17 protein-coding genes are annotated in these 19,665 nt (G+C 74.4%); 13 read left to right on the top strand and 4 right to left on the bottom strand.

Translation table 11 applies throughout. The annotated features are described in order from the left end of the window. Window positions 1-103 precede the first annotated feature (103 nt). From ACZ470_RS03220 to ACZ470_RS03185, 8 genes are read left to right on the top strand one after another with little or no spacing between them, the layout of a single operon-like run. The gene (locus ACZ470_RS03220; protein WP_468424058.1) at window positions 104-814 is read left to right on the top strand and encodes a class I SAM-dependent methyltransferase; all 711 of its coding nucleotides are present in this window, start codon (window positions 104-106) and stop codon (window positions 812-814) included. Continuing rightward, window positions 811-5,100, top strand: a complete 4,290-nt coding sequence (locus ACZ470_RS03215) for an alpha-(1->3)-arabinofuranosyltransferase domain-containing protein (RefSeq protein ID WP_468423893.1) — start codon at window positions 811-813, stop codon at window positions 5,098-5,100. The genes ACZ470_RS03220 and ACZ470_RS03215 overlap by 4 nt, the downstream gene beginning before the upstream one ends. Further along, window positions 5,097-6,353, top strand: coding sequence for a condensation protein (locus tag ACZ470_RS03210; protein WP_468423891.1), 1,257 nt, complete (start codon window positions 5,097-5,099; stop codon window positions 6,351-6,353). The genes ACZ470_RS03215 and ACZ470_RS03210 overlap by 4 nt, the downstream gene beginning before the upstream one ends. Further along, on the top strand, window positions 6,350-7,087 hold the full coding sequence (locus tag ACZ470_RS03205; protein ID WP_468423889.1) for a class I SAM-dependent methyltransferase: 738 nt from the start codon (window positions 6,350-6,352) through the stop codon (window positions 7,085-7,087). The genes ACZ470_RS03210 and ACZ470_RS03205 overlap by 4 nt, the downstream gene beginning before the upstream one ends. 24 nt (window positions 7,088-7,111) lie before the next feature. Next, window positions 7,112-8,026 (top strand): hypothetical protein, encoded by a 915-nt coding sequence (locus tag ACZ470_RS03200; protein WP_468424056.1) that lies wholly within the window; start codon window positions 7,112-7,114, stop codon window positions 8,024-8,026. Further along, window positions 8,023-8,262, top strand: coding sequence for a Trm112 family protein (locus tag ACZ470_RS03195; protein ID WP_468423887.1), 240 nt, complete (start codon window positions 8,023-8,025; stop codon window positions 8,260-8,262). The genes ACZ470_RS03200 and ACZ470_RS03195 overlap by 4 nt, the downstream gene beginning before the upstream one ends. Continuing rightward, a complete protein-coding gene (locus ACZ470_RS03190) occupies window positions 8,259-9,095 on the top strand; it encodes an FkbM family methyltransferase (RefSeq protein WP_468423885.1) in 837 nt (278 codons plus the stop codon). The genes ACZ470_RS03195 and ACZ470_RS03190 overlap by 4 nt, the downstream gene beginning before the upstream one ends. After that, window positions 9,061-9,672, top strand: coding sequence for a hypothetical protein (locus ACZ470_RS03185; protein WP_468423883.1), 612 nt, complete (start codon window positions 9,061-9,063; stop codon window positions 9,670-9,672). Before ACZ470_RS03190 ends, ACZ470_RS03185 begins: the two co-directional genes overlap by 35 nt. Here ACZ470_RS03185 and ACZ470_RS03180 read toward each other — a convergent pair. After that, a complete protein-coding gene (locus tag ACZ470_RS03180; protein ID WP_468423881.1) occupies window positions 9,653-10,525 on the bottom strand; it encodes an ATP-grasp domain-containing protein in 873 nt (290 codons plus the stop codon). The two genes, ACZ470_RS03185 and ACZ470_RS03180, sit on opposite strands and share 20 nt — an antisense overlap. A gap of 136 nt (window positions 10,526-10,661) precedes the next feature. On the opposite strand from ACZ470_RS03180, the gene ACZ470_RS03175 reads away from it, so the two are divergent. Then, on the top strand, window positions 10,662-11,735 hold the full coding sequence (locus ACZ470_RS03175) for a MerR family transcriptional regulator (protein WP_468423879.1): 1,074 nt from the start codon (window positions 10,662-10,664) through the stop codon (window positions 11,733-11,735). A 119-nt stretch (window positions 11,736-11,854) separates the two neighbouring features. On the opposite strand, the gene ACZ470_RS03170 is transcribed toward ACZ470_RS03175, so the two are convergent. Next, the gene (locus ACZ470_RS03170) at window positions 11,855-12,562 is read right to left on the bottom strand and encodes a FadR/GntR family transcriptional regulator (RefSeq protein ID WP_468423877.1); all 708 of its coding nucleotides are present in this window, start codon (window positions 12,560-12,562) and stop codon (window positions 11,855-11,857) included. A gap of 189 nt (window positions 12,563-12,751) precedes the next feature. On the opposite strand from ACZ470_RS03170, the gene ACZ470_RS03165 reads away from it, so the two are divergent. The 4 genes from ACZ470_RS03165 (at window position 12,752) to ACZ470_RS03150 (ending at window position 18,197) form a co-directional block, all read left to right on the top strand. Next, a complete protein-coding gene (locus tag ACZ470_RS03165; RefSeq protein WP_468423875.1) occupies window positions 12,752-14,110 on the top strand; it encodes an SLC13 family permease in 1,359 nt (452 codons plus the stop codon). A 67-nt stretch (window positions 14,111-14,177) separates the two neighbouring features. Then, window positions 14,178-15,641, top strand: coding sequence for an acyl-CoA synthetase (locus tag ACZ470_RS03160; RefSeq protein ID WP_468423873.1), 1,464 nt, complete (start codon window positions 14,178-14,180; stop codon window positions 15,639-15,641). Further along, on the top strand, window positions 15,634-16,992 hold the full coding sequence (locus ACZ470_RS03155) for a carboxyl transferase domain-containing protein (RefSeq protein ID WP_468423872.1): 1,359 nt from the start codon (window positions 15,634-15,636) through the stop codon (window positions 16,990-16,992). The genes ACZ470_RS03160 and ACZ470_RS03155 overlap by 8 nt, the downstream gene beginning before the upstream one ends. A gap of 167 nt (window positions 16,993-17,159) precedes the next feature. Beyond that, window positions 17,160-18,197 (top strand): rod shape-determining protein, encoded by a 1,038-nt coding sequence (locus tag ACZ470_RS03150; protein WP_468423870.1) that lies wholly within the window; start codon window positions 17,160-17,162, stop codon window positions 18,195-18,197. Window positions 18,198-18,221: 24 nt separating this feature from the next. Here the strand turns inward: ACZ470_RS03150 and ACZ470_RS03145 are convergent, their stop codons facing one another. Together ACZ470_RS03145 and ACZ470_RS03140 are read right to left on the bottom strand one after the other, a co-directional pair. Then, window positions 18,222-19,175: an anti-sigma factor RsbA family regulatory protein gene (locus ACZ470_RS03145; RefSeq protein WP_468423869.1), complete on the bottom strand. Its 954-nt coding sequence runs from the start codon at window positions 19,173-19,175 to the stop codon at window positions 18,222-18,224. Then, a complete protein-coding gene (locus ACZ470_RS03140) occupies window positions 19,175-19,525 on the bottom strand; it encodes an STAS domain-containing protein (RefSeq protein WP_468423867.1) in 351 nt (116 codons plus the stop codon). The genes ACZ470_RS03145 and ACZ470_RS03140 overlap by 1 nt, the downstream gene beginning before the upstream one ends. Between the last annotated feature and the right edge of the window lie 140 nt (window positions 19,526-19,665).

The following is a 19,665-nucleotide window of genomic DNA, read 5'->3' as shown; positions in this document are numbered from 1 at the left end:
TGGTGGGGTTGTGTCGCGGCTGCGGGCCCGTGGGGGCTGGTCGCGCAGTTCCCCGCGCCCCTTTGGGCATGCTGCACCGCACGGAGTTGCGAAAGACCCTTCGATTCGGCGGTCGCTTGCTCTCTTCCGTGCCTTCTTACGGGAGCAAGCTGAGCCCGACGTCTGTTACTCGTTGCTCGCTCGGGATGCCGTCGATCAGGTCGAGGCGTACGGCGGGGGTGTGGCGGGGCGGGTCGTCGTGGATGTCGGGGGTGGGAGCGGGTACTTCACCCAGGAGTTCCGTGGGCGGGGGGCGTACGCCTATCTGTTCGAGCCCGATGTGCGGGAGCTGGGTGAGAAGCCGCCCGACGGGGCCGTCGTCGCCGACGGCTATCTGCTGCCGCTGGCCGACGGGACCGCCGACGTCACCTTCTCCTCCAACGTGCTGGAGCACGTGGCCGATCCGCAGACCTTTCTCAGCGAGCTGGTCCGGGTGACCCGGCCCGGCGGGCTGGTGTACGTGTCGTTCACCAACTGGCTGTCGCCGTGGGGCGGGCACGAGTGGGCCCCCTGGCACTACTTCGGCGCCGAGCGGGCCCGCGCCCGGTACCGGCGCCGTACCGGACGGCCCGCCAAGCACACGCTCGGCGAGAACCTCTTCCCCGTGCACATCGGCACCACCCTGCGGCAGGTGCGCGCCCGCGACGACGTGCGGATCGTGTCGGCCCGCTCCCGCTACTGGCCGTTCCTCACGGAGACCGTGGTGAAGGTGCCCGGTCTCCGTGAGTTCGCCACCTGGAACCTTCTCCTCATCCTCCGGCGGTGTCCCGCATGACGACCACGGTCCAGGCTCCCCCTCCGGCAGCCGTCCCCTCGCCCGCGACCGCCGCGGGCCCCCCGGAGGGCCCGCGGTCGCGCCGCTGGCTGCTCGGCTTCTGGGCCGTGGTGCTGGTGCTGTTCCTCGCGGTGCGGCCGGGACGGCAGACCTTCGACACCAAGCTCGGCGTCACCGTCGACCCGGGCCGGTTCCTCGCGGATCTGGGCCAGTTGTGGCACGACCGGGGCTCGTTCGGCGGGATCTCCGACCAGTACGTGGGCTATCTGTGGCCGATGCTGCCGTTCCACTGGCTGGCCGACGCGGTACGGCTGCCGGTGTGGCTGGCGGAGCGGCTGTGGATGTCGCTGATCGTCTCGGTGGCGTTCTGGGGCGCGCTGCGGCTGGCGGAGCGGCTGCGGGTGGGCGGCGGGGCGTCCCGGCTGCTCGCGGCGACGGCGTACGCGCTGTGGCCGGTGTTCACCGGCGTCGTCGGTTCCACGTCGGCCGCCGCGCTGCCGGGCGCGTTCCTGCCGTGGGTGCTGCTGCCGCTGACGGACGAGCGGTACGCGGCCCGGGTCGCGGCGCTGCGTTCGGCGCTGCTCGTGCCGTTCATGGGCGGCGTCAACGCGGCCTCTACGCTGGCGTCCCTGCTGTCGGTCGGGCTGTATCTGCTCTCCCGCCCGCCGGGGCCGCGACGGCGCAAGCTGATCGCCTGGTGGACGCCGGCGGTGATCGTGGCGACGGCGTGGTGGTGGATCCCGCTGCTGCTGCTCGGAATCCACGGCGAGAACTTCCTTCCGTACATCGAGTCGTCGCGCACCACGACCGACACCATGGCGGCGACGGAGGCGCTGCGCGGGGCCGGGAACTGGGTGGCGTATCTGCACTTCGGTGAGGCGTGGCTGCCTGCCGGGTGGGCGGTGGCGTCCTCGGTGGTCGTGATCGTCTGCTCGGCGCTCGCGGCGGGGCTCGGCCTGGCGGGCCTGGCCCGGCGGGACATGCCGGAGCGGCGGTGGCTGGTGCTGACCGTGCTGGTGGCGGCGCTGGTGCTGCTCGCCGGGTACGGCGGTGCGTTCGGGGCGCCGTTCCACGGCGTGGTGCAGGGCTGGCTGGACGGGTGGCTGTCGCCGTTCCGGAACATCTACAAGTTCCAGACGGGGTTGGCGCTCGCGCTCGTCCTGGGGCTGGCGCATCTGGTGGGCACGGCGACGGCACCGCGCGGCCGCCGGCGGCTCGTGCCGCTGGTCGCCGCCGTCCTGGTCCTCCCCGGTCTGCTGTGGCCGTATCTCAACGGCTCGATCCTCAGCCCGGGTTCGTTCCGGCAGATACCGGCGTACTGGCAGGCGACGGCCGACTGGCTGGAGAAGTACTCCCCCGACTCCCGGGCGCTCGTCGTCCCGGCGACCGCGCACGGCATCCACACCTGGGGATCGACCGTCGACCAGCCGCTGGACGTGGTCGCCGACTCCCGCTGGGCGCAGCGCGACTACGTGCCCTTCGGCACCCCCGGCAACCGGCGCGCCATGGACGCGGTGGAGCAGGCGCTGCTGACCGGCGGCGAAGTGCCAGGGCTCGCCGACTATTTGAGCCGGGCGGGGGTCTTCTACGTCGTCGTCCGCAACGACCTCGACCCCGATCAGGTCGGACAGGTCCCCACGGCCACGGTCAAGCGCACGCTGGAGCAGTCGGGGTACGAGCGGGTGACCGGTCTGGGGCCGGTGACGACCGGCGGGGTGATCGCGGACGACACCCCGCTCCAGGTCGAGGGCCTGTACCCGCGGCAGCGGGCGGTGGAGATCTACCGTCCGGCGGACGCCGACGTGCCGCGGCCGGGGCAGGCCGGGCTGACGCCGATCGCCGACACCGCGGTGGTGTCCGGCGGTCCCGAGGCGCTGCTGCCGCCGGCGGGCGAACTGCGCGGCCGGCCCGCCGTGCTGACCGGCGACCGTCATCCCGGGCTCGGCACGCCGCCGTTGCAGGTCGTCGGTGACGGGATGCGGCGGGCGGACACCCGGTTCGGGCTGGTCAACGCCAACACGTCGTACACGTACACGCGCGGTGAGCGCAACGCGCCGGACGCCGCGCAGAACGCGGGTGAGCGGCCGCACCAGATCCTGCCGAAGGAGGGCCTGGACCATCAGACGGTGGCCGAACTGCGCGGCGCCCGCTCGGTGACGGCGTCGTCGTACGGCAACTGGCTGTTCCATCTGCCGCAATACGACCCGGTGAACGCCTTCGACGGCAACCCGGACACGGCGTGGGCGGAGGGTTCGGCCGGCTCGCCGGACGGGCAGTGGCTGCGGATCGCCTTCGACGGCCGCTACGACATGCCGGACTCCCTCGGTCTGACCCCGCTGCCGCAGGACGGTGTGCGGGCGGCGGCGACGCGGGTGCGGGTGGAGACCGAGAACGGGTCCGTGACCGGTTTCCTCCGGGCCAACGGCACCGAGCAGCGGATCAAGGCGCCCGCGGGCCCGACGGACTGGATGCGGCTGACGATCGTCGACTCCACGGCCGAGCGCGCCGGTCTCACCGGCGCGGGCTTCTCCGAGATCGACCTGCCCGGCGTACAGGTGACGCGGCTGCTGCGGCTGCCCGCCGACGCGGCGGGTTCCACCGCCGACGCCCAGGTCGTGTCCCTGCACCGTGCCGCCGACCCGACCGGGCTGTCCCTCACGGGCGGCGAGGCGGGGCTGCACCGCCGGTTCGACACGGACACGGCGGGAACGTACGAGGTGAGGGCGAGCGCGGTGCCCGTGCCGGGCGAGGCGCTGGACCGGCTGCTGTACGAGGTGGCGCCGGAGCAGCGGAACCGGATCGTCGCCACCGCCGACTCCACGGCGCGGCTCGGGGCGGCCCTGTCCGCGCGCAATCTCACGGACGGTGATCTGACCACGGCGTGGATCGCGGGCGACCGGCCGACGATCCATCTCAGCTGGCCGGGGAAGCGGCCGGTCGGGCACGTGGTGCTGGCGCCGGCGGGTGGGCTGTCCACGCGGGCCGTCGAGGTGCGCATCGGCTCCCCGGACGGCGCGGCGATCGCCGGAGTCGACGAGCACGGCAACGTCCGCTTCCCGCCGATCACCACCGACCGCCTGGACATCACGGTCACCCGGGCCGCCCCGCTCACCCTGCACAACCCGGTCGTCGACGAGGACCTGCAATTGCCGGTGGGGCTGACCGAGGCGTACGTGCCCGCCCTCGACGAGTACCGGACCCCGCCGCCGTCCGGCACCCGGGAGGTGTCCCTGGAGTGCGGCAAGGGGCCGCTCCTGGCGGTGGACGGCGAGCTGTACGCGACGAGCGTGCGGGGAACGGTACGGGACCTGGTGGAGCGGCGCCCGGTCGAGGTGACGCCGTGCCAGGACGGTGAGGACGACCGTGAGCTGGAGCTGGCGGCGGGTGCGCACCGGGTCGAGGGCGGTGACGCGGGTCCGCTGGCGCTGACGGACGTGACCCTGACCCGCGGGACCGTGCCGGACGTCGCGGCCTCCGGGCGGGAGCTGCGGATACGGGACTGGCTGGGCGACCACCGCGAGGTGAGCGTCGGCTCGGGAGCGGCCTCGTACCTCACGACGTACGAGAACCACAACGACGGCTGGAAGGCCACGCTGAACGGCGAGGAGCTCACGCCGCTGCGGCTGGACGGCTGGCAGCAGGGCTGGCGGGTTCCGGCGGGCGCGGGCGGCACGGTGAAGCTGTCCTACGAGCCGGCGGCGACGTACGACGCCGGGCTGATCGGCAGCGGGATCGGCATCGTGGTGCTGATCGGGCTGGCGCTGTGGCGCCGGAAGGCCGGGAACCCCGACGCGCCGCAGCCGGCCGCGCCGCCCCCGGGGATGTGGCTCGGCGCGGTGGCGCTGACGCTGGTGGGCGTGGTGATCGCGGGCTGGTGGGCGCTGCTGGTCCCGGCGCTGGCGCTGCTCGCGCGGCACCGGCCGGCCGTGCTGCCGCCGCTCGCGTTCGGCGCGCTCGCGGCGGCGGGCGTCACGGCGGCGTCCGGCGCGGGCGAGCCGGTGGGCGCGGGCGAGGGGGCGTACGGGCCTGCGGCCCAACTCCTCGCGCTGACTGCCTTGTTCGCGGCACTGGTGAGCCTGCGTGAGCGCCCCGGACGGGCGGGGCCGGACGAGGAACGCGGCGGGCACCCCGACGACCCGGGTTCCACGTCGATACTGCCCCCACCCGCGGCCCCCGCCCCCGCGCCGCACCCGCCGCGCGGTCCGGAGCCGCCGTTCGCGTCCGGGCCGGGCACGCCGCTGTTGCCGCGTCCGCGGGGCGGCGCGGGACGAGGCGGGTCCGTATGAGCGCACCCCCGCGGATTCCGTTCCCCGTCGTCGACGAGGTGTCCCGGCACTGCCTCCAGGAGGCCGAACCGGAGACGGTGCACATCGAGGTGCATCTGCCGGGGCGGCTGGAGCCGGCCCGGATGCGCAAGGCGTTCGAGGAGGCGCTGCGCCGGCACCCGCGCGTCCTGGTGCGCGAGGCGCCGGGTCCCTGGTACCGGCGCCGCTACGAGTGGGCGCTGACGGACGGGCCGGATGTGGAGGTGGTGGGCTTCCCGCCGCCGGGGAAGGACGCGCTGCGGGACGCCCGCACCCGCGCCCTCACCCAGGCGCCCCCGCTCACCGCGTCCCCGCCGGTCCGCCTGGAGGTGGTGGCCGGGGAGGGAACCGCCCTGTTCCTCACGATCAACCACACCGCCCTGGACGGTCCCGCCTGCCTGCGGGTCCTGGCCACCGCCGCCGAGCTGTACGGCGGCCGGGACAACTCCCCCGCCGCCCCGCCCGTGCGTCCCCCCGGGACACCGCAGGGCCCGCCCGACACGCCCTCCCCCTGGTCCCCGCCGGCCAGGGTGGCCCCCGGTACGCCCGAGCCGTCCCCCGGCAACGGCATGCTGGTCGCCGAGCTCCCGCTCCCGCGCCGCCCCCGGGACGCCCCGTACACGGTCAACGACCAGCTCATGGTGGCGACCGCCCTGACCATCGCCCACTGGAACCGGGAGCACGGCGCCGCCCGCCGCCCCCTGCGCATCACCATGCCGGTCGACGACCGCCCCCGGGACTCCACGATGCCCATCGGCAACGGCACTCGCCTGGTCGAAGTCCCCTTCACTCCGGACGAGTTGGACACCCTCGCCACGCCGGAGCTGCTGCGCCGCACCGCCCTGCGCACCCGTGCCCTCAAGTCCCTCCCGCGCCCCCAGCTCGGACACGGCGCCGGCCTGCTCACCGCGCCCTGGGCCCCGGTCGCCTGCCGTGCCGCGCTCACCCGTGCCCTGCGCAGGGCGGCCGCGCCCTGGACGTCGACCACGCTGCTCAGCAACATCGGGCGCGTCCCGTACCCGCTGGACTTCGGCGAGGAGGCGGGCCGGGCGCACGCCGTGTGGTTCTCGGCGCCGGCCCGGATGCCCCGTGGCCTCACCGTCACCACGGCGTCCACGGCGGGCCGGCTCCATCTCGCCCTGCGCTGGTCGCGGGCCCTGCTCGGCCACGGCGACGGCGACCGTCTGCGCGACCTCTTCGCGCACCATCTGCACACCACGGAGGCGACGCCGTGACGACCACCGCACCCCCGCCCCGCGATCTGCGCGACTTCTACGAGAACCCGGCCGTCCCCGTGGCCTCGGGCGCCTCCCGCAGCCGACGCCAGGCCCGCACGCTGGCGCGGGCGCTCGGACCGGCCGGGGACGCGGGCCCGCGCACGGTCCTCGACATCGGCTGCGGCGACGGCACCGCCGCCGCCACCGCCGCCCCCTTCCTGCGCGGCCACCGGATCGTCGGCGTCGACTGGTCCCAGGACGCCCTCGCCCGCGCCCGCACCCGGCTGCCGTACGCGGTGCGCGGCGAACTCACCGACGGCGGGCTGCCGTTCACCGCCGGGTCGGCGGACGCGGTGCTTTTCAGCGAGGTGATCGAGCACCTCGTCGACCCGGACGCCGCCCTCGACGAGATCCGGCGCGTCCTGCGCCCCGGGGGTCATCTGATGCTGTCCACGCCGAACCTGGCCGCCTGGTACAACCGGATGCTGCTGCTCGCCGGGGTGCAGCCGGTGTTCTCCGAGGTCAGCCTGCGCGGGATCCACGGGCGGCCGGGCTCGGAGGTCGTGGGGCATCTGCGGCTGTACACGGCCCGCGCGCTGCGGGAGTTCGTCACCGCGTCCGGATTCACCGTCGTACGCCTCGAAGGGGCGCCCTTCCACGGCGTGCCGCGCCCGCTGCGGACGCTGGACCGGCTGGCGTGCGCCAGACCGCCGCTCGCGTCGATCCTGCTGCTGCACGCGCGCCGGACGTGAGGGGGCGGGGGGATGTGGTGGGGAGTGGCCGCGGCCCTGTTGGCGAACGTCCTGTACAGCGGCGGGTTCGTCCTGGAGAAGCGGGCGCTCGCCGGCCTGCCCGAAGTGACGATCCGGCGACCCGCGCGGCTGCTGCGCCTGGTGGTGGGCAGTCCGCTGTGGATCGGCGGCTCGCTGGCCCTCGCGGCCGGTTTCGCCGCCCAGCTCGCGGTGTACCGCACGCTGCCGATCGCCGCCGCGCAGGGCCTCTTCGTCTCCGGTCTGGTGCTGCTCGTGCTGCTGTCGGCCCGGCTGCTGGGCGAGGAGACCAGCGGCCGGGAGCGGTACGCGCTCGGCGCGATCCTGCTGGCCCTGCTGATGGTGGTGCTGTCGCTGCGGGAGAGCGGCGCGGGCGCCGACACGGTGGGCCGGGAGGCGCCGTATCCGCTGATCCTGCTGGTGTGCGTGCCGTCGCTGGCGGCGGGGGTGTGGCTGTACGGCTCCGCCGAGCGCAACGCCCGTCACCGGCACCGGCTGCCCACGACGGGCGTCGAGTACGGCGTCGCGGTCGGCCTGCTCTACGGGGTCAGCTCGCTCGCCATCAAGGGGGTGTCGAGCCGGCTGACGGCCGACGGCGTGGGCGGCGCGGTCGTCGGTCTGCTGCGCTCCCCGTATCCGTATCTGCTGCTGTTCACCGGCGTGTTCGGTCTGGTGATGTCGCAGGCCGCGCTCCAGCGCTGCCGGGCCTCGCTGATCGTGCCGGTGTGCACGACCGTGACCTGTCTGTTCACGGCGGTGCTCGGCACGCTGTCGTTCGGTGAGGAACTGCCGGACGAGCCGCTGCGGCTGGCCCTGCGCGTCACCGGCACGCTGCTCGCGGTCGCCGTCCTGCTGGCCATGCCCAAGCACGACACCGTGCCACACCCACCGCCCGCTGCCAAGGAGTTGACCTCACCGTGAAACCCGACGACCCGCTGCTGAGAATTCTGGCCTGTCCGCTCGACAAGGGCCCGCTGCACCTGCTCGCGCCGGACGACGAGGGGGACGAGGCGCTGTACAACCCGCGGCTGCGCCGCCGTTACCCGATCGTCGACGGCATCCCGCAGCTCCTGCCGTCCTCCGGGGAGCAGGTGTCGGAGGAGGAGCACGTGCGGTCGCTGGCGCGGGTGTCCGCGACCCCGGGGACGGCGCCGTGACGACGCACCGCACGGCGGCGGCCCGGGTGGCGGGCCTCCTGCCCACGCGCGTGGTGGCGGCGACGGCCCGCGCGGTCTACCCCCGCTTCGAGCCGGAGCTGGCCCGGCTGGCGGACCTGTGCCCGCCGGACTGCGACACGGCGGTGGACGTCGGCGGCTGGTACGGCCCGTGGACCCGCCGGCTGGCCCGGCGCGCCCGCCGGGTGGTGACCCTGGAACCGGTCCCCCATCTGGCCCGGCTGCTCACCGCCACCGCCCCGCCCAACGTCCGGGTGATCCGCGCGGCGGCCTCCGACCGCCCCGGTGTGGCCCGGCTGTGGCTGCCGCCGGACGACGGCGGCGACCGGGGTGTGTCGTCGCTGGTCCGCCGGGACATCCACGGCCACGGCCTGGACGTCACCTGTGTCACGCTGGACGAACTCGGCCTGCGGAACGTCGGCTTCGTCAAGATCGACGTGGACGGCAGCGAGCCGGCGGTGCTGCGCGGGGCGACCGGCGTCCTGGCCCGTGACCGGCCGGCCCTGTTCGTGGAGCTGGAGTCCCGCATCCAGCCGATCGCGCCGGTGGTGACGTATCTGTCCCTGCTGGGCTACGACGGCTGGGTGCTGCCCGCCGACACCTGGATCCCGCTGTCCCGCTTCCCGCTGGAGGACCACCAGGCCCGTACGTCATACGTCGTCACGCACGGGCTGCTGCGCCGGGTGCTGCCCTACGGTGCTCTCCGCGGACCGCGCTACGTCAACTCCGTGCTGTTCCTGCCGGACGGCCGCCGCCCCGGAGCGCCCCCGGTGCGCGACGATGGTTCCCGTGCCGACCGGACAACGCCCCCCTAGCCCGTTCACCCCGCTCGACTTCCAGCTCGTGCTGCTGCGCCGCATGGCCGATCACAACCCCGGCCTGGTGGAGGACGCACGGCACGAACTGGGCGTCTCCCTCGCGGACATGCGCGAGGCCAACAGGCGCTGGCAGGCGATGGTCCGCTCGCCGCGCCCCCGCCCGGCCCTCTCCCGCTACCGTTCCGTGCTCGGCGAGCCGGAGTCCCGCACCCCGCGCAGAATCGGGGACCTGGACTGCGCGGCGTGGCAGTGGCCGCTCCCGCTCTGGCCCGGCCTGCGCTTCGAGGTGCTGACACCGGCCGCCGGCGGGGCGGTGTGGAACGAGTGGCTGGTCCGCGCGCCGGGCTCCCCGGCGCCCGTCCTGCGCACCGTGGAGGACCTCACCCCTTGGTCCTGCACGGTGGACGAGGCCGCCCGCGCCTTCGCCCCGGCCCGCCCCCTGGAGGGCACGGCACCGACCCGCTGGGGGCTCGCCTTCACCGCCCCGGACGCGACCGGCGTACGGCGCGAGGTGGTCGCCGAGTTCACCTGGGGACTGCTGCAACGTACGGCGGTCAGCGGGTCGCGGCCTTGAGGATCTCCTCCACGACGCGCGGCACCGACTCCGGGTGCAGCCCGAGGAACAGGTTCGGTTCGACCAGCTCCAGCTCCATCACGCGGGGCCGGCCGTCCTCCCCGTCCACGAGGTCGACGCGCGCGTACAGCAGCTCGGGCCGGCCCGGCACGGAGGCCAACGCCTTTCTGGCGACGGCGGCTTCCTCCAGGGCCGGGGTCCAGTCGGTCAGCCCGGGGTGGGCCACCTTGCGCTGGTCGTACGGCGTACCGGGGGTGAGCACGGGCCCCTTGCGGCTCGCGTGCAGGAGGTTCCCCCCGAAGTACTGGAGCGCCCGCTCTCCCGTCGTCTCTATGCCGCGCAGATAGGGCTGCACCATCGCGGTGAACCCCTCGGCGTGCATCCGCCGCAGCTGCCGTACGGCCGTGTCGTGCTCGTCGGGCGTGTAGCGGGCGGCGAACCGGGCGCCGGCGCCGGAGGTCGGTTTGACGACGTACTCGTGGTCGTCGGGGAGGTCGAGCGGGTCCCCCGGGGCGAGGTACCGGGTGTCCACCACGGGCACCCCGGCTGCCGCGAGATCACCGAGGTACCGCTTGTCGGTGTTCCACCGCACCACGTCCGCCGGATTGGCCAGCCGGGTGAGCGTGCCGCACCGCTCGGCCCACGCGGTGAACTCCGCCGCCCGCCAGCTGTAGTCCCAGGTCGAACGGATCACGGCGAGGTCGAAGCCGCCCCAGTCGACGGCACCGTCGTCCCACACCTCGGCGGACGCCTCGGCCCCGGCCTCCTGAAGCGCCCGCACCAGTCCCGGCAGATCACGGTCCTCGGAGACGTCGGGGCCGGGCGTGCAGGTGACGAGCGCGATACGGGGCACGGCGGCTACTCACTCCTCGTACGAACAGCTGATCGACGAGCAGGCTAGCAACCGTCCCGGGAACCGCGACAGGCCGCTTGACCTTCACCTTCGGGGAAGCCCCAGCATCGATGGCGGAACGCGGAACGGAGAGGCGATGGACATGCTGACGATCGGCGCCTTCGCGAAGGCGTGCCGGCTGTCCCCGAAGGCGCTGCGCCTGTACGACGAGCTTGACCTGCTGCGACCCGCCCGGGTGGACCCGGACACGGGCTACCGCTACTACGCGGCGGAGCAGTTGGAGCAGGCCCGTCTGGTGGCGTGGCTGCGCCGTCTGGGCATGCCGCTGGCCGAGATCCGTAGGGTCCGCTCGCTGGACGACGGTGCCGCCGCCGTGGAGATCCGGGCCTACTGGGCCCGGGTGGAGGCGGAGACGGCCGTACGGCGGGACCTCGCCGCGTTCCTGGTCGATCACCTGACGGAAGAATCGCGAAGGGACACCGCCATGAACACACTGGAACTGCGCTACCACGCCCGCTCCGACCGGGGCCGGGTCCGTCCCGCCAACCAGGACACGGCGTACGCGGGCGCCCGGCTGCTGGCCGTGGCCGACGGCTTCGGCGCGGCGGGCGCCCCGGCGAGCAGCGCGGCGGTGGAGGCGCTGCGGTTCCTGGACACGCGGGAGATACCGGCGGGCGGGGTGCTGAACCTGCTGGAGGACGCGGTGCAGGGCGCCGCGCAGGCGGTGCGTGACGCGGCGGCCGGCGAGGAGGAGGCGGGCACCACGCTGACCGCCCTCCTGTGGACGGGCTCCCGGCTGGCCCTGGTCCACATCGGCGACTCCCGCGCGTATCTGCTCCGCGACGGCGAGCTGTTCCGCATCACCCACGACCACACGGTGGTCCAGTCGATGCTCGACGAGGGCCGCCTGACCCCGGAGGAAGCGGTCTCCCACCCCCAGCGCACCCTGCTCCTCAAGGCCCTCACCGGCACGGAGGCGACCACCTCCTCCCCCGACCTCCGCCTCCACGACGCCCACCCCGGCGACCGCTACCTCCTGTGCTCCGACGGCCTCCCCACGGTCGTCCCCGACGACACGATCAGGCAGCTCCTGAGCACGACCCCGACCCCGGACGAGGCTGTCCACACCCTGATCACGGCCGCGAACAACTCCGGCGGCCCGGACAACATCGCCTGCGTGGTGGCGGACGTACGAGAAACAGCAGCCTGACTGCCCCGCGATCCGCGGGCAGTCGTGCCGCTGGGGCGGCACGGGTGGGCGCGACGGCACCCCGCCAGCGCCGGGCAGCGCGACCCACCCCCGGCCCACCCCCACACCGGGCACCCCCGCTAGCGCTCCTCCCCCGGATCCCAGTCCAGCAGCCGAACCTTGGCCACCGTCCGAACATGGCGCCGCATGGCGGTGGCCGCCCGGCCGGGGTGACCCTCGGCGATCGCGTCAAGGATGGCCCGATGCTGCGCCAGCGAACGAGACGGCCGCCCAGGCTGCCGCAACGACTCCGTCCGACTCTCAGCGATCTGCTCGGCAATCGACCGCATGAACTCCGCCAGCAGCCCACTGTGGGCAGCCGCCGTCACCGCCGCGTGGAACAGCCGGTCCCCCTCCACCCCATGGCCACCCGCCTCGATCTCCTCGCCCATGTGCGCGAGCGCGCCCCGCATCGCGGCCAGGTCCTCGTCCGTCCGCCGCTCGGCGGCCAGTTCGGCGAGCTTCGTCTCCAGCGCCTCCCGGGCCTCCAGTACGTCGGGGAGGCGCCGGCGCCGTTCCACCATCCGGTCGACCGGCTCGACGTCGAGGCTGTCCCGCACCAGGTAGGTGCCGCCACCGTGCCGGGCCTCGACCAGGCCCTGGACCTCCAGGACCACGATCGCCTGCTTCACCGAGGCACGGCTGACGCCGAGCCGCTGGGCCAGGTCCCGTTCGGGCGGGAGACGGTCGCCGGCGCGCAGGCCGCCCTCGGTGACGTACTGGCGCAGCCGGTCCAGCACCTGTTCGTACAGGCGCTGTTTCGTCATGGGGCGCAGGGCGTCGGTCACGGGGTCCCCCTCTCGTCGGGAGATTAGCACCGGGCCCCCTCCAGTGGCCGAGTGGCTGAGCCAATTACTGCGCGACCCCTTGACGTCCCCCGCCGTCGGCCCCACGCTTTCCAGCCAAACGGACCACGCCACTCCAGCGACAACGACACGACACAAGTGGTTCAGCCACTCAGCCACTCGGGAGCCCGCATGTCCCCCGAACTCATCTCGATCCTCGTCCTGGCGGTGGTGTTCGTCATCGCCACCACCCGCTCCGTCAACATGGGCGCCCTGGCCTTCGCCGCCGCCTTCGGGGTCGGCACGCTCGTCGCCGACCTCGACGCGGACGGCGTCTTCGCCGGATTCCCCGGCGACCTGTTCGTCGTCCTGGTCGGCGTGACGTACCTGTTCGCCATCGCCCGCGCCAACGGCACCACCGACTGGCTGGTGCACGCCGCCGTCCGGATGGTGCGGGGGCGGGTGGCGCTGATCCCCTGGGTGATGTTCGCCCTCACCGGCGCGCTCACCGCGATCGGCGCGGTCAGCCCGGCCGCGGTCGCGATCGTCGCGCCGATCGCGCTGAGCTTCGCCGCCCGGTACGGGATCAGCCCGCTGCTGATGGGCGCGATGGTGGTGCACGGCGCCCAGGCCGGCGGCTTCTCGCCGATCAGCATCTACGGCTCCATCGTCAACGGCATCGTCGAGCGCGAGAAGCTCCCCGGCAGCGAGATCACCCTGTTCCTCGCCTCACTGCTGGTGAACCTGGTCATCGCCGCGGTGGTGTTCGTGGTCTGCGGCGGGCTGAGGCTGTGGAGCCAGGGGGCCGTGACCGAAGGCGGGCCGACCGGGAGCGCGGGCGCCGGAACCGGCTCCGACGCCGCGGGCACCGGGAACGGCGGCGGCACCCGCACCGCCCCAGCCCCCGCCCCCACCGCCGTGGCCACCCGCCCCGACGCCCCCACCGCCGTCCCGCTCACCGCCCCCGTCGTCGCCACCCTCGTCTCCCTGGTCGCCCTCGTCGTCGCCGTCCTCGGCTTCGACCTGGACGCCGGACTGACCGCGATCACCCTCGCCGTGGTGCTGAGCACCGCCTGGCCGGACGACAGCCGCAGGGCGGTCTCCGAGATCGCCTGGCCCACGGTCCTGCTGATCTGCGGAGTGCTCACCTACGTCGGTGTCCTGGACGAGATGGGCACCATCACCTGGGCCGGTGAGGGCGTCGGCGGCATCGGCGTCCCGCTGCTCGCCGCGGTGCTGCTCTGCTACATCGGCGCGCTCGTGTCGGCGTTCGCCTCCTCCGTCGGCATCATGGGCGCGCTCATCCCGCTGGCCGTGCCGTTCCTCGCCCAGGGCGAGATCGGGGCCGTCGGCATGGTGGCGGCGCTCGCGGTGTCGGCGACGGTCGTCGACGTGAGCCCGTTCTCCACGAACGGCGCGCTGGTCCTGGCCGCCGCCCCGGACATCGACCGGGACCGCTTCTTCCGCCAGTTGATGGCGTACGGCGGGATCGTGGTCGCGGCGGTCCCGGCGGTGGTGTGGCTGGTGATGGTCGTGCCCGGGTGGGGGTAGGTCGCAGTCGGCACGAGCACCTGACAGCCTTCGAACCACAGCCAGTTCCACAGAAGGAGTACGACGCGTGTCCTCTCTCTTCCCGGCCCTGACCGACGGCCCGGCCGACCGGCCCGCCCTGCGCTTCGGCGAGCGCGCGCTGACGTACGGGGAACTCGCCGCGGCGGCCGGCACGGTGGCCCAGGGCCTGACGAAGGTGCGCCGGGTCGCCGTGTGGGCCACGCCGACGCCGGAGACCGCGGTCGCGGTCACCGCGGCACTGTTCGCCGGGGTGGCCGTCGTGCCGCTCAACCCGAAGTCGGGCGAGAAGGAACTCGGCCACATCCTCTCCGACAGCGCCCCCGGCCTGGTGCTCACCGCGCCCGGCACCCTGCTCCCCGCCCCCCTGGCCGGTCTGCCCCGCGTCGACGTGGACGCCGACCCGGCGGCAGGAGCGAGCGCCGCCGCCCTCCCCGACGACCGCGCCCGGGACCCGGAGAGCCCCGCCCTGATCGTCTACACCTCCGGCACCACCGGCCCGCCCAAGGGCGCCGTCATCCCCCGCCGCGCGATCGCCACGACCCTGGACGCCCTCGCCGACGCCTGGCAGTGGACCGGCGACGACGTGCTGGTGCACGGGCTCCCGCTGTTCCATGTGCACGGCCTGGTCCTCGGCACGCTCGGCCCGCTGCGCCGCGGCGGCTCCGTACGGCACCTGGGCAGGTTCACCACCGAGGGCGTGGCGCGCGAGCTGAACGGCGGCGCCACCATGCTGTTCGGCGTGCCGACGATGTACCACCGGATCGTGGAGGCGCTGCCCGCCGAGCCGGAGCTGGTCAAGGCGCTGGCCGGGGCGCGGCTGCTGGTGTCGGGTTCCGCCGCGCTGCCCGTGCACGACCACGAGCGGATCGGGGCCGCGACCGGGCGTCACGTCATCGAGCGGTACGGCATGACGGAGACGCTGATGAACACCTCCGTCCGCGCGGACGGCGAGGCCCGCCCCGGCACGGTGGGCGTGCCGCTGCCGGGTGTGGAACTGCGGCTGGTGGAGGAGGACGGCTCGCCGGTGACGTCGTACGACGGTGAGACGGTCGGCGAGATCCAGGTGCGCGGGCCGAACCTGTTCACCGAGTACCTCAACCGGCCGGACGCCACAGCGGCCGCGTTCACCGCCGACGGCTGGTTCCGCACCGGGGACATGGCGGTGCGCGACCCCGACGGCTATGTCCGCATCGTCGGCCGCAAGGCCACCGACCTGATCAAGAGCGGGGGTTACAAGATCGGCGCGGGTGAGATCGAGAACGCCCTGCTGGAGCATCCGGGGGTGCGGGAGGCCGCGGTCACCGGGGAGCCAGACGCCGACCTGGGCGAGCGGATCGTGGCGTGGGTGGTGCCGGCGGATCCGCAGTCCCCGCCCGGGCTCGAGGAGTTGGCCGATCACGTCGCCGGGCGCCTCGCCCCGCACAAGCGCCCGCGCGTCGTCCACCACCTCGACGTCCTCCCCCGCAACGACATGGGCAAGATCATGAAGCGGGCGCTGCGGCATGGCTGACCGTCTCTCCGCGCGGGAGGTCGTCGCCGTCCTCGCGGACGCGGGCAGCTTCACCGAACTCCCGTACCCGTCGCGGGACTCGGCCCCGGACGGCCCGATCGGCTGGCCCGGCTACGGCAGCGCCCACGCCCGCGCCGCCGAACGCACCGGCGAGCGGGAGTCCGTGATCTGCGGCACGGCGAGCATCGGCGGCACCCGGGCCGTGCTCGTCGCGTTCGAGTTCGGCTTCCTCGGCGGCTCCCTCGGCGAACGCACCGGGGACCGCCTGGTGGCGGCGTACTCCCAGGCCCGTGTGCACCGGCTGCCGGTGGTGCCGCTGGTCGCCACCGGCGGCAGCCGGATGCAGGAGGGCATGCTCGCCCTCACCCAGCTCCAGCGGGTGGCCCGCGAGTCGGCGCTCACCCGGGAGGCCGGGCTGCCGCAGATCGCGGTGGTGCGGGACCCGACGACCGGCGGCGGCTGGGCCACGCTGGGCGCCGGCGCCGATGTCGTACTCGCCCTGCCCGGCGCGCAGGTCGGCTTCGCCGGCTCGCGGGTCCGGCCGGCGGACGCGGACCCGGCGGCGTATACCGCCGAGGCACAGGTGGCGGCGGGCGCGGCGGACGCGCTGGTGCGTCCGGAGGAGCTGCGGGAGACCCTGGGCCGCTGGCTGCGACTGCTGACCCGCCCCTCCACCGCGCCCGTCCCGCCGCCCCTCCCGCTGGGCGCGAGTGACCTCCCGGCCACCGGCTGGGACGCGGTCCTGCGCGCCCGCTCGCCGCGACGTCCGCGTGCCACCGCCTACCTGGACGCGTACTTCACCTCCCGGGTCGCGATCAGCGGCGACCGCTGCGGCGGCACGGACCCCGACGGCATGCTCTGCGGCTTCGGCGACCACGAGGGCCGTACGGTCGCCTACGCCGCGCAGACCGGGACGGCCACCCGTCCGGCCGGCTACCGCACGGCCGCCCGGCTGGTCCGGCTCGCGGACCGGCTCGGCATCCCGGTGCTGACGCTGGTGGACACCCCGGGCGCGGCCAACGACGCGGAGGCGGAACGGCAGGGCGCGGGGGCCGCGATCGCGGACCTGTTCGGCGCCGTGGCCGCCGCCCGTACGCCGGTCACCACACTGGTCGTCGGCGAGGGCGGCTCCGGCGGCGCACTGGCCCTCGCGGCTCCCGGCAACACCTGGGCCACCCCCGACAGCTACTTCTCGGTGATCGCCCCGGAACTCGCGGCGGCCATCCTCAAACGCCCCCCGGAGGAGGCGGAGAGCACGGCGGACCGGCTGCGCATCCGGCCGCAGGACCTGGTGGAGCTGGGGGTGGTCAGGGGGGTCGTGGGAGCGGAGAACCGTACGTCCCTCACGTAACCGTGCGGTCCAGGCGCGGGCCCCGAGGGAGGTGGCCCGTGAGGCCCCCCGTTCGGCGGCCCCCCACCCGGCCCCCCAGGAAAGGCGCTCGTCCCGTCCTGCGCGCACGATGCCTGAGAGGTCCGCCGCCCGGCGGGCCGCTGGGTGCGCACTCGGGAGGATCCGCCGTGACCGCCAGTCTGGAGCAGCTGCGCCGCTGTCACTTCGCCGTCGACCTGGGGGCGGCCCGCACCCGGGTGTATGTCAAGGGCGCCGGACTCGTCGTCGACCAGCCGTCCACCGCCGCCGTGAACACCCGCACCGGCGCGCTGATCGCCGTCGGTGAGTTCGCGGAGAAGATGACGGGCCGTACGCCGGCGTACATCCGCGTCGTCCGTCCCGTCTCCGGCGGCACGGTCGTCGACATCGACATGGCGCAGCGCATGCTGCGGCATCTGCTCGGCGACAAGATGCGCCGCACGCTGCGGCGCAAGCCCCGGCTGAGGGGCGCCGCCTGTGTGCCGCACGACGCCGATCCGCTCGCCCAGCGCGCCGCGATCGAGACCCTGGTCGGTCTCGGCGCCCGCCGGGTGGAGCTCGTCGACACGCTCATCGCCGCCGCCGTCGGCTGCGGACTGCCGGTGGAGCGGCCCGAGGCCGCCATGATCATGGTGTGCGGGGCGGCGGCCACCCAGGTGGCGGTGCTGTCCCTGGGGGCGATCGTGACGGCGGAGCGCATCCCGGTCGGCGGTGAGGCCGTGGACAACGCGATCGTGCAGCACCTGCGCCACCAGCACGAGCTGATGCTGCCCAGCCAGTCCGTACGGCCGCTCCAGCTCGCCCTGTCCGGCAACGGGCTCACCCCGCAGGGCCCGGAGTCGACGGAGATCCACGGCCGGGACGTCGCCACCGGTCTCGCCCGTTCCGTGAAGGTCGACACGGCCGCCGTGCGGCGGGCCATCCAGACGCCGCTCACCGCCGTCCTCGACGGCATCGGCAAGGTGCTGCGGGAGTGCCCGCCCGACCTGGTCGCCGACCTCGTCGACCGGGGGATCATGATGGTCGGCGGGAGCGCCCTGCTGCCGGGCCTGGACCACATGCTGCGTCAGGCGACGGGCATGCCCGTGCACATCGCCGAACGGCCGGAGCTGTGCGCCGTACAGGGGCTGGGCGAGATGCTGGAGGGCAGGATCGCGCCGATCGTGCTGGACCCGTTGCGCGCCTGAGCCGCGGGGCGGCCGCCGGCGTCGTCAGCGGGCGAACCAGCACCTGATCGTCGTGCCGTCGTCCCCGGTGTGCACCCGCACCAGGTCGGCGATCAGATTGACCATCAGCAGTCCGCGTCCGCCGCGCTGGTCGCGCGACGCGGGGTGACGGCCGGCGAGAGGGTCGGTCATCCGACCCCCGTCGCGCACCTCGCACACCACATGGCCGTCCTCGCCCCACACCCGCAGCACGCCCGAGCCGCCGCCGTGCACCACGCTGTTCGTGGTCAGCTCGGCCGTGGCGAGGGCCAGGTCGTCGAGGGTGACACCGGTGAGGCCGAGCCGCCGTCCCTCTTCGCAGGCGGCGTGCCGGGCCAGGGGCAGCGAGTCTGCGACGAACGGGACGGTCATCGCGTGCGCCACCGGTGGCAGCGGCTCGTTGTAGCGGGCGACGACGGCGTCCGGCGCGTAGGCGTCGCTGTCCAGCGGCGGCCGGTTCCCGGCGGGGATGACGACGGGGTGGGTGGCGTGGGCGTCGGCGAGGACGTGTCCGGGCAGGCGTACGGCGTCGTAGGGGCAGAGGATCGTCGCCGTACGGCCCGCGAAGGCGGCGTTGATCAGCGCCTCGTGCTGGACGCAGGCGGGGTACTCGGTCGCGGAGCGGCCGGCCCAGACGGGTTCGCCGATGATCCGCGCCCGCTTCCCGTCCGGCTGGGCGTCGGCGAAGGCCCGGAGCACGCCGGGGATGATCCGGCCGGGGTTGCGTCCGGCCTGCCGCATGTCGAGGAGGCGCACGCTACGCGCGTCGTCGCCGAGCGCGTCCCTGATCAGCCGCAGCCGGTCACCGGGCACGGCGACCGCCACGGGATCGCCGGCGGCGAGTCCCTCGCGCACGAAGGGGACGGTGCCGTCCAGGTACTCCTGGTCGTCGCGGTAGAAGAGGGCGGGGTGGACGAAGGGGTCGGGGGTGACTCCCCGGCGTTCGGCCGCGGCATTCATCACATCGACACCTCGATCGTCGACAGGTCGGGCCAGAACGTCTCCAGCACCCGGCACAGGGCGGGCGGCGGGCGGCGCACCACGAACCGGCGGCCGTCCCCGAGCCGTTCGGCGGCCGCCGCGAGCGCTCCGGCGCCGGCCACGTCGACGAACGTCACCTCGGACAGTTCCAGGCAGTACACGTCCTCTCCCTCGCGCACCGCCTGTTCCAGCACGCGTTCCCAGATCGTGTGCGTGGCCAGGCCGATCTCCCCGGCCGCACGCACCCCCCGGCCGTTCTCCAACGGGCGCACCGTCAGACAGGGCTCCGGTGTCCCGTACCCGTCCCGCGTCCGTTCCCGATGGCCCAAGACCCGTCTCCTCACGCTCTCCGGCCCGCTTGTACCCCGTCGGTTCCCGGTCATTCCCCGGCTCGGTGTGTAGTACGCCGCGCGGTGGGCAGGCGCATCGGCAGCGCAGCCGGGACCGCGCGCGGCCCACCGGCTCGGTG

Source organism: Streptomyces sp. NPDC031111, assembly GCF_055570675.1.
Note: the sequence above shows the minus strand (reverse complement) of the source record. Positions and strands in the feature narration are given on the sequence as shown.

Coding starts and splice junctions, on each gene's coding strand:
- ACZ470_RS03215 (WP_468423893.1), top strand. CDS start 811: ATGACGACCACGGTCCAGGCTCCCCCTCCGGCAGCCGTCCCCTCGCCC.
- ACZ470_RS03210 (WP_468423891.1), top strand. CDS start 5,097: ATGAGCGCACCCCCGCGGATTCCGTTCCCCGTCGTCGACGAGGTGTCC.
- ACZ470_RS03185 (WP_468423883.1), top strand. CDS start 9,061: ATGGTTCCCGTGCCGACCGGACAACGCCCCCCTAGCCCGTTCACCCCG.
- ACZ470_RS03175 (WP_468423879.1), top strand. CDS start 10,662: ATGGACATGCTGACGATCGGCGCCTTCGCGAAGGCGTGCCGGCTGTCC.
- ACZ470_RS03165 (WP_468423875.1), top strand. CDS start 12,752: ATGTCCCCCGAACTCATCTCGATCCTCGTCCTGGCGGTGGTGTTCGTC.
- ACZ470_RS03155 (WP_468423872.1), top strand. CDS start 15,634: ATGGCTGACCGTCTCTCCGCGCGGGAGGTCGTCGCCGTCCTCGCGGAC.
- ACZ470_RS03145 (WP_468423869.1), bottom strand. CDS start 19,175: ATGAATGCCGCGGCCGAACGCCGGGGAGTCACCCCCGACCCCTTCGTC.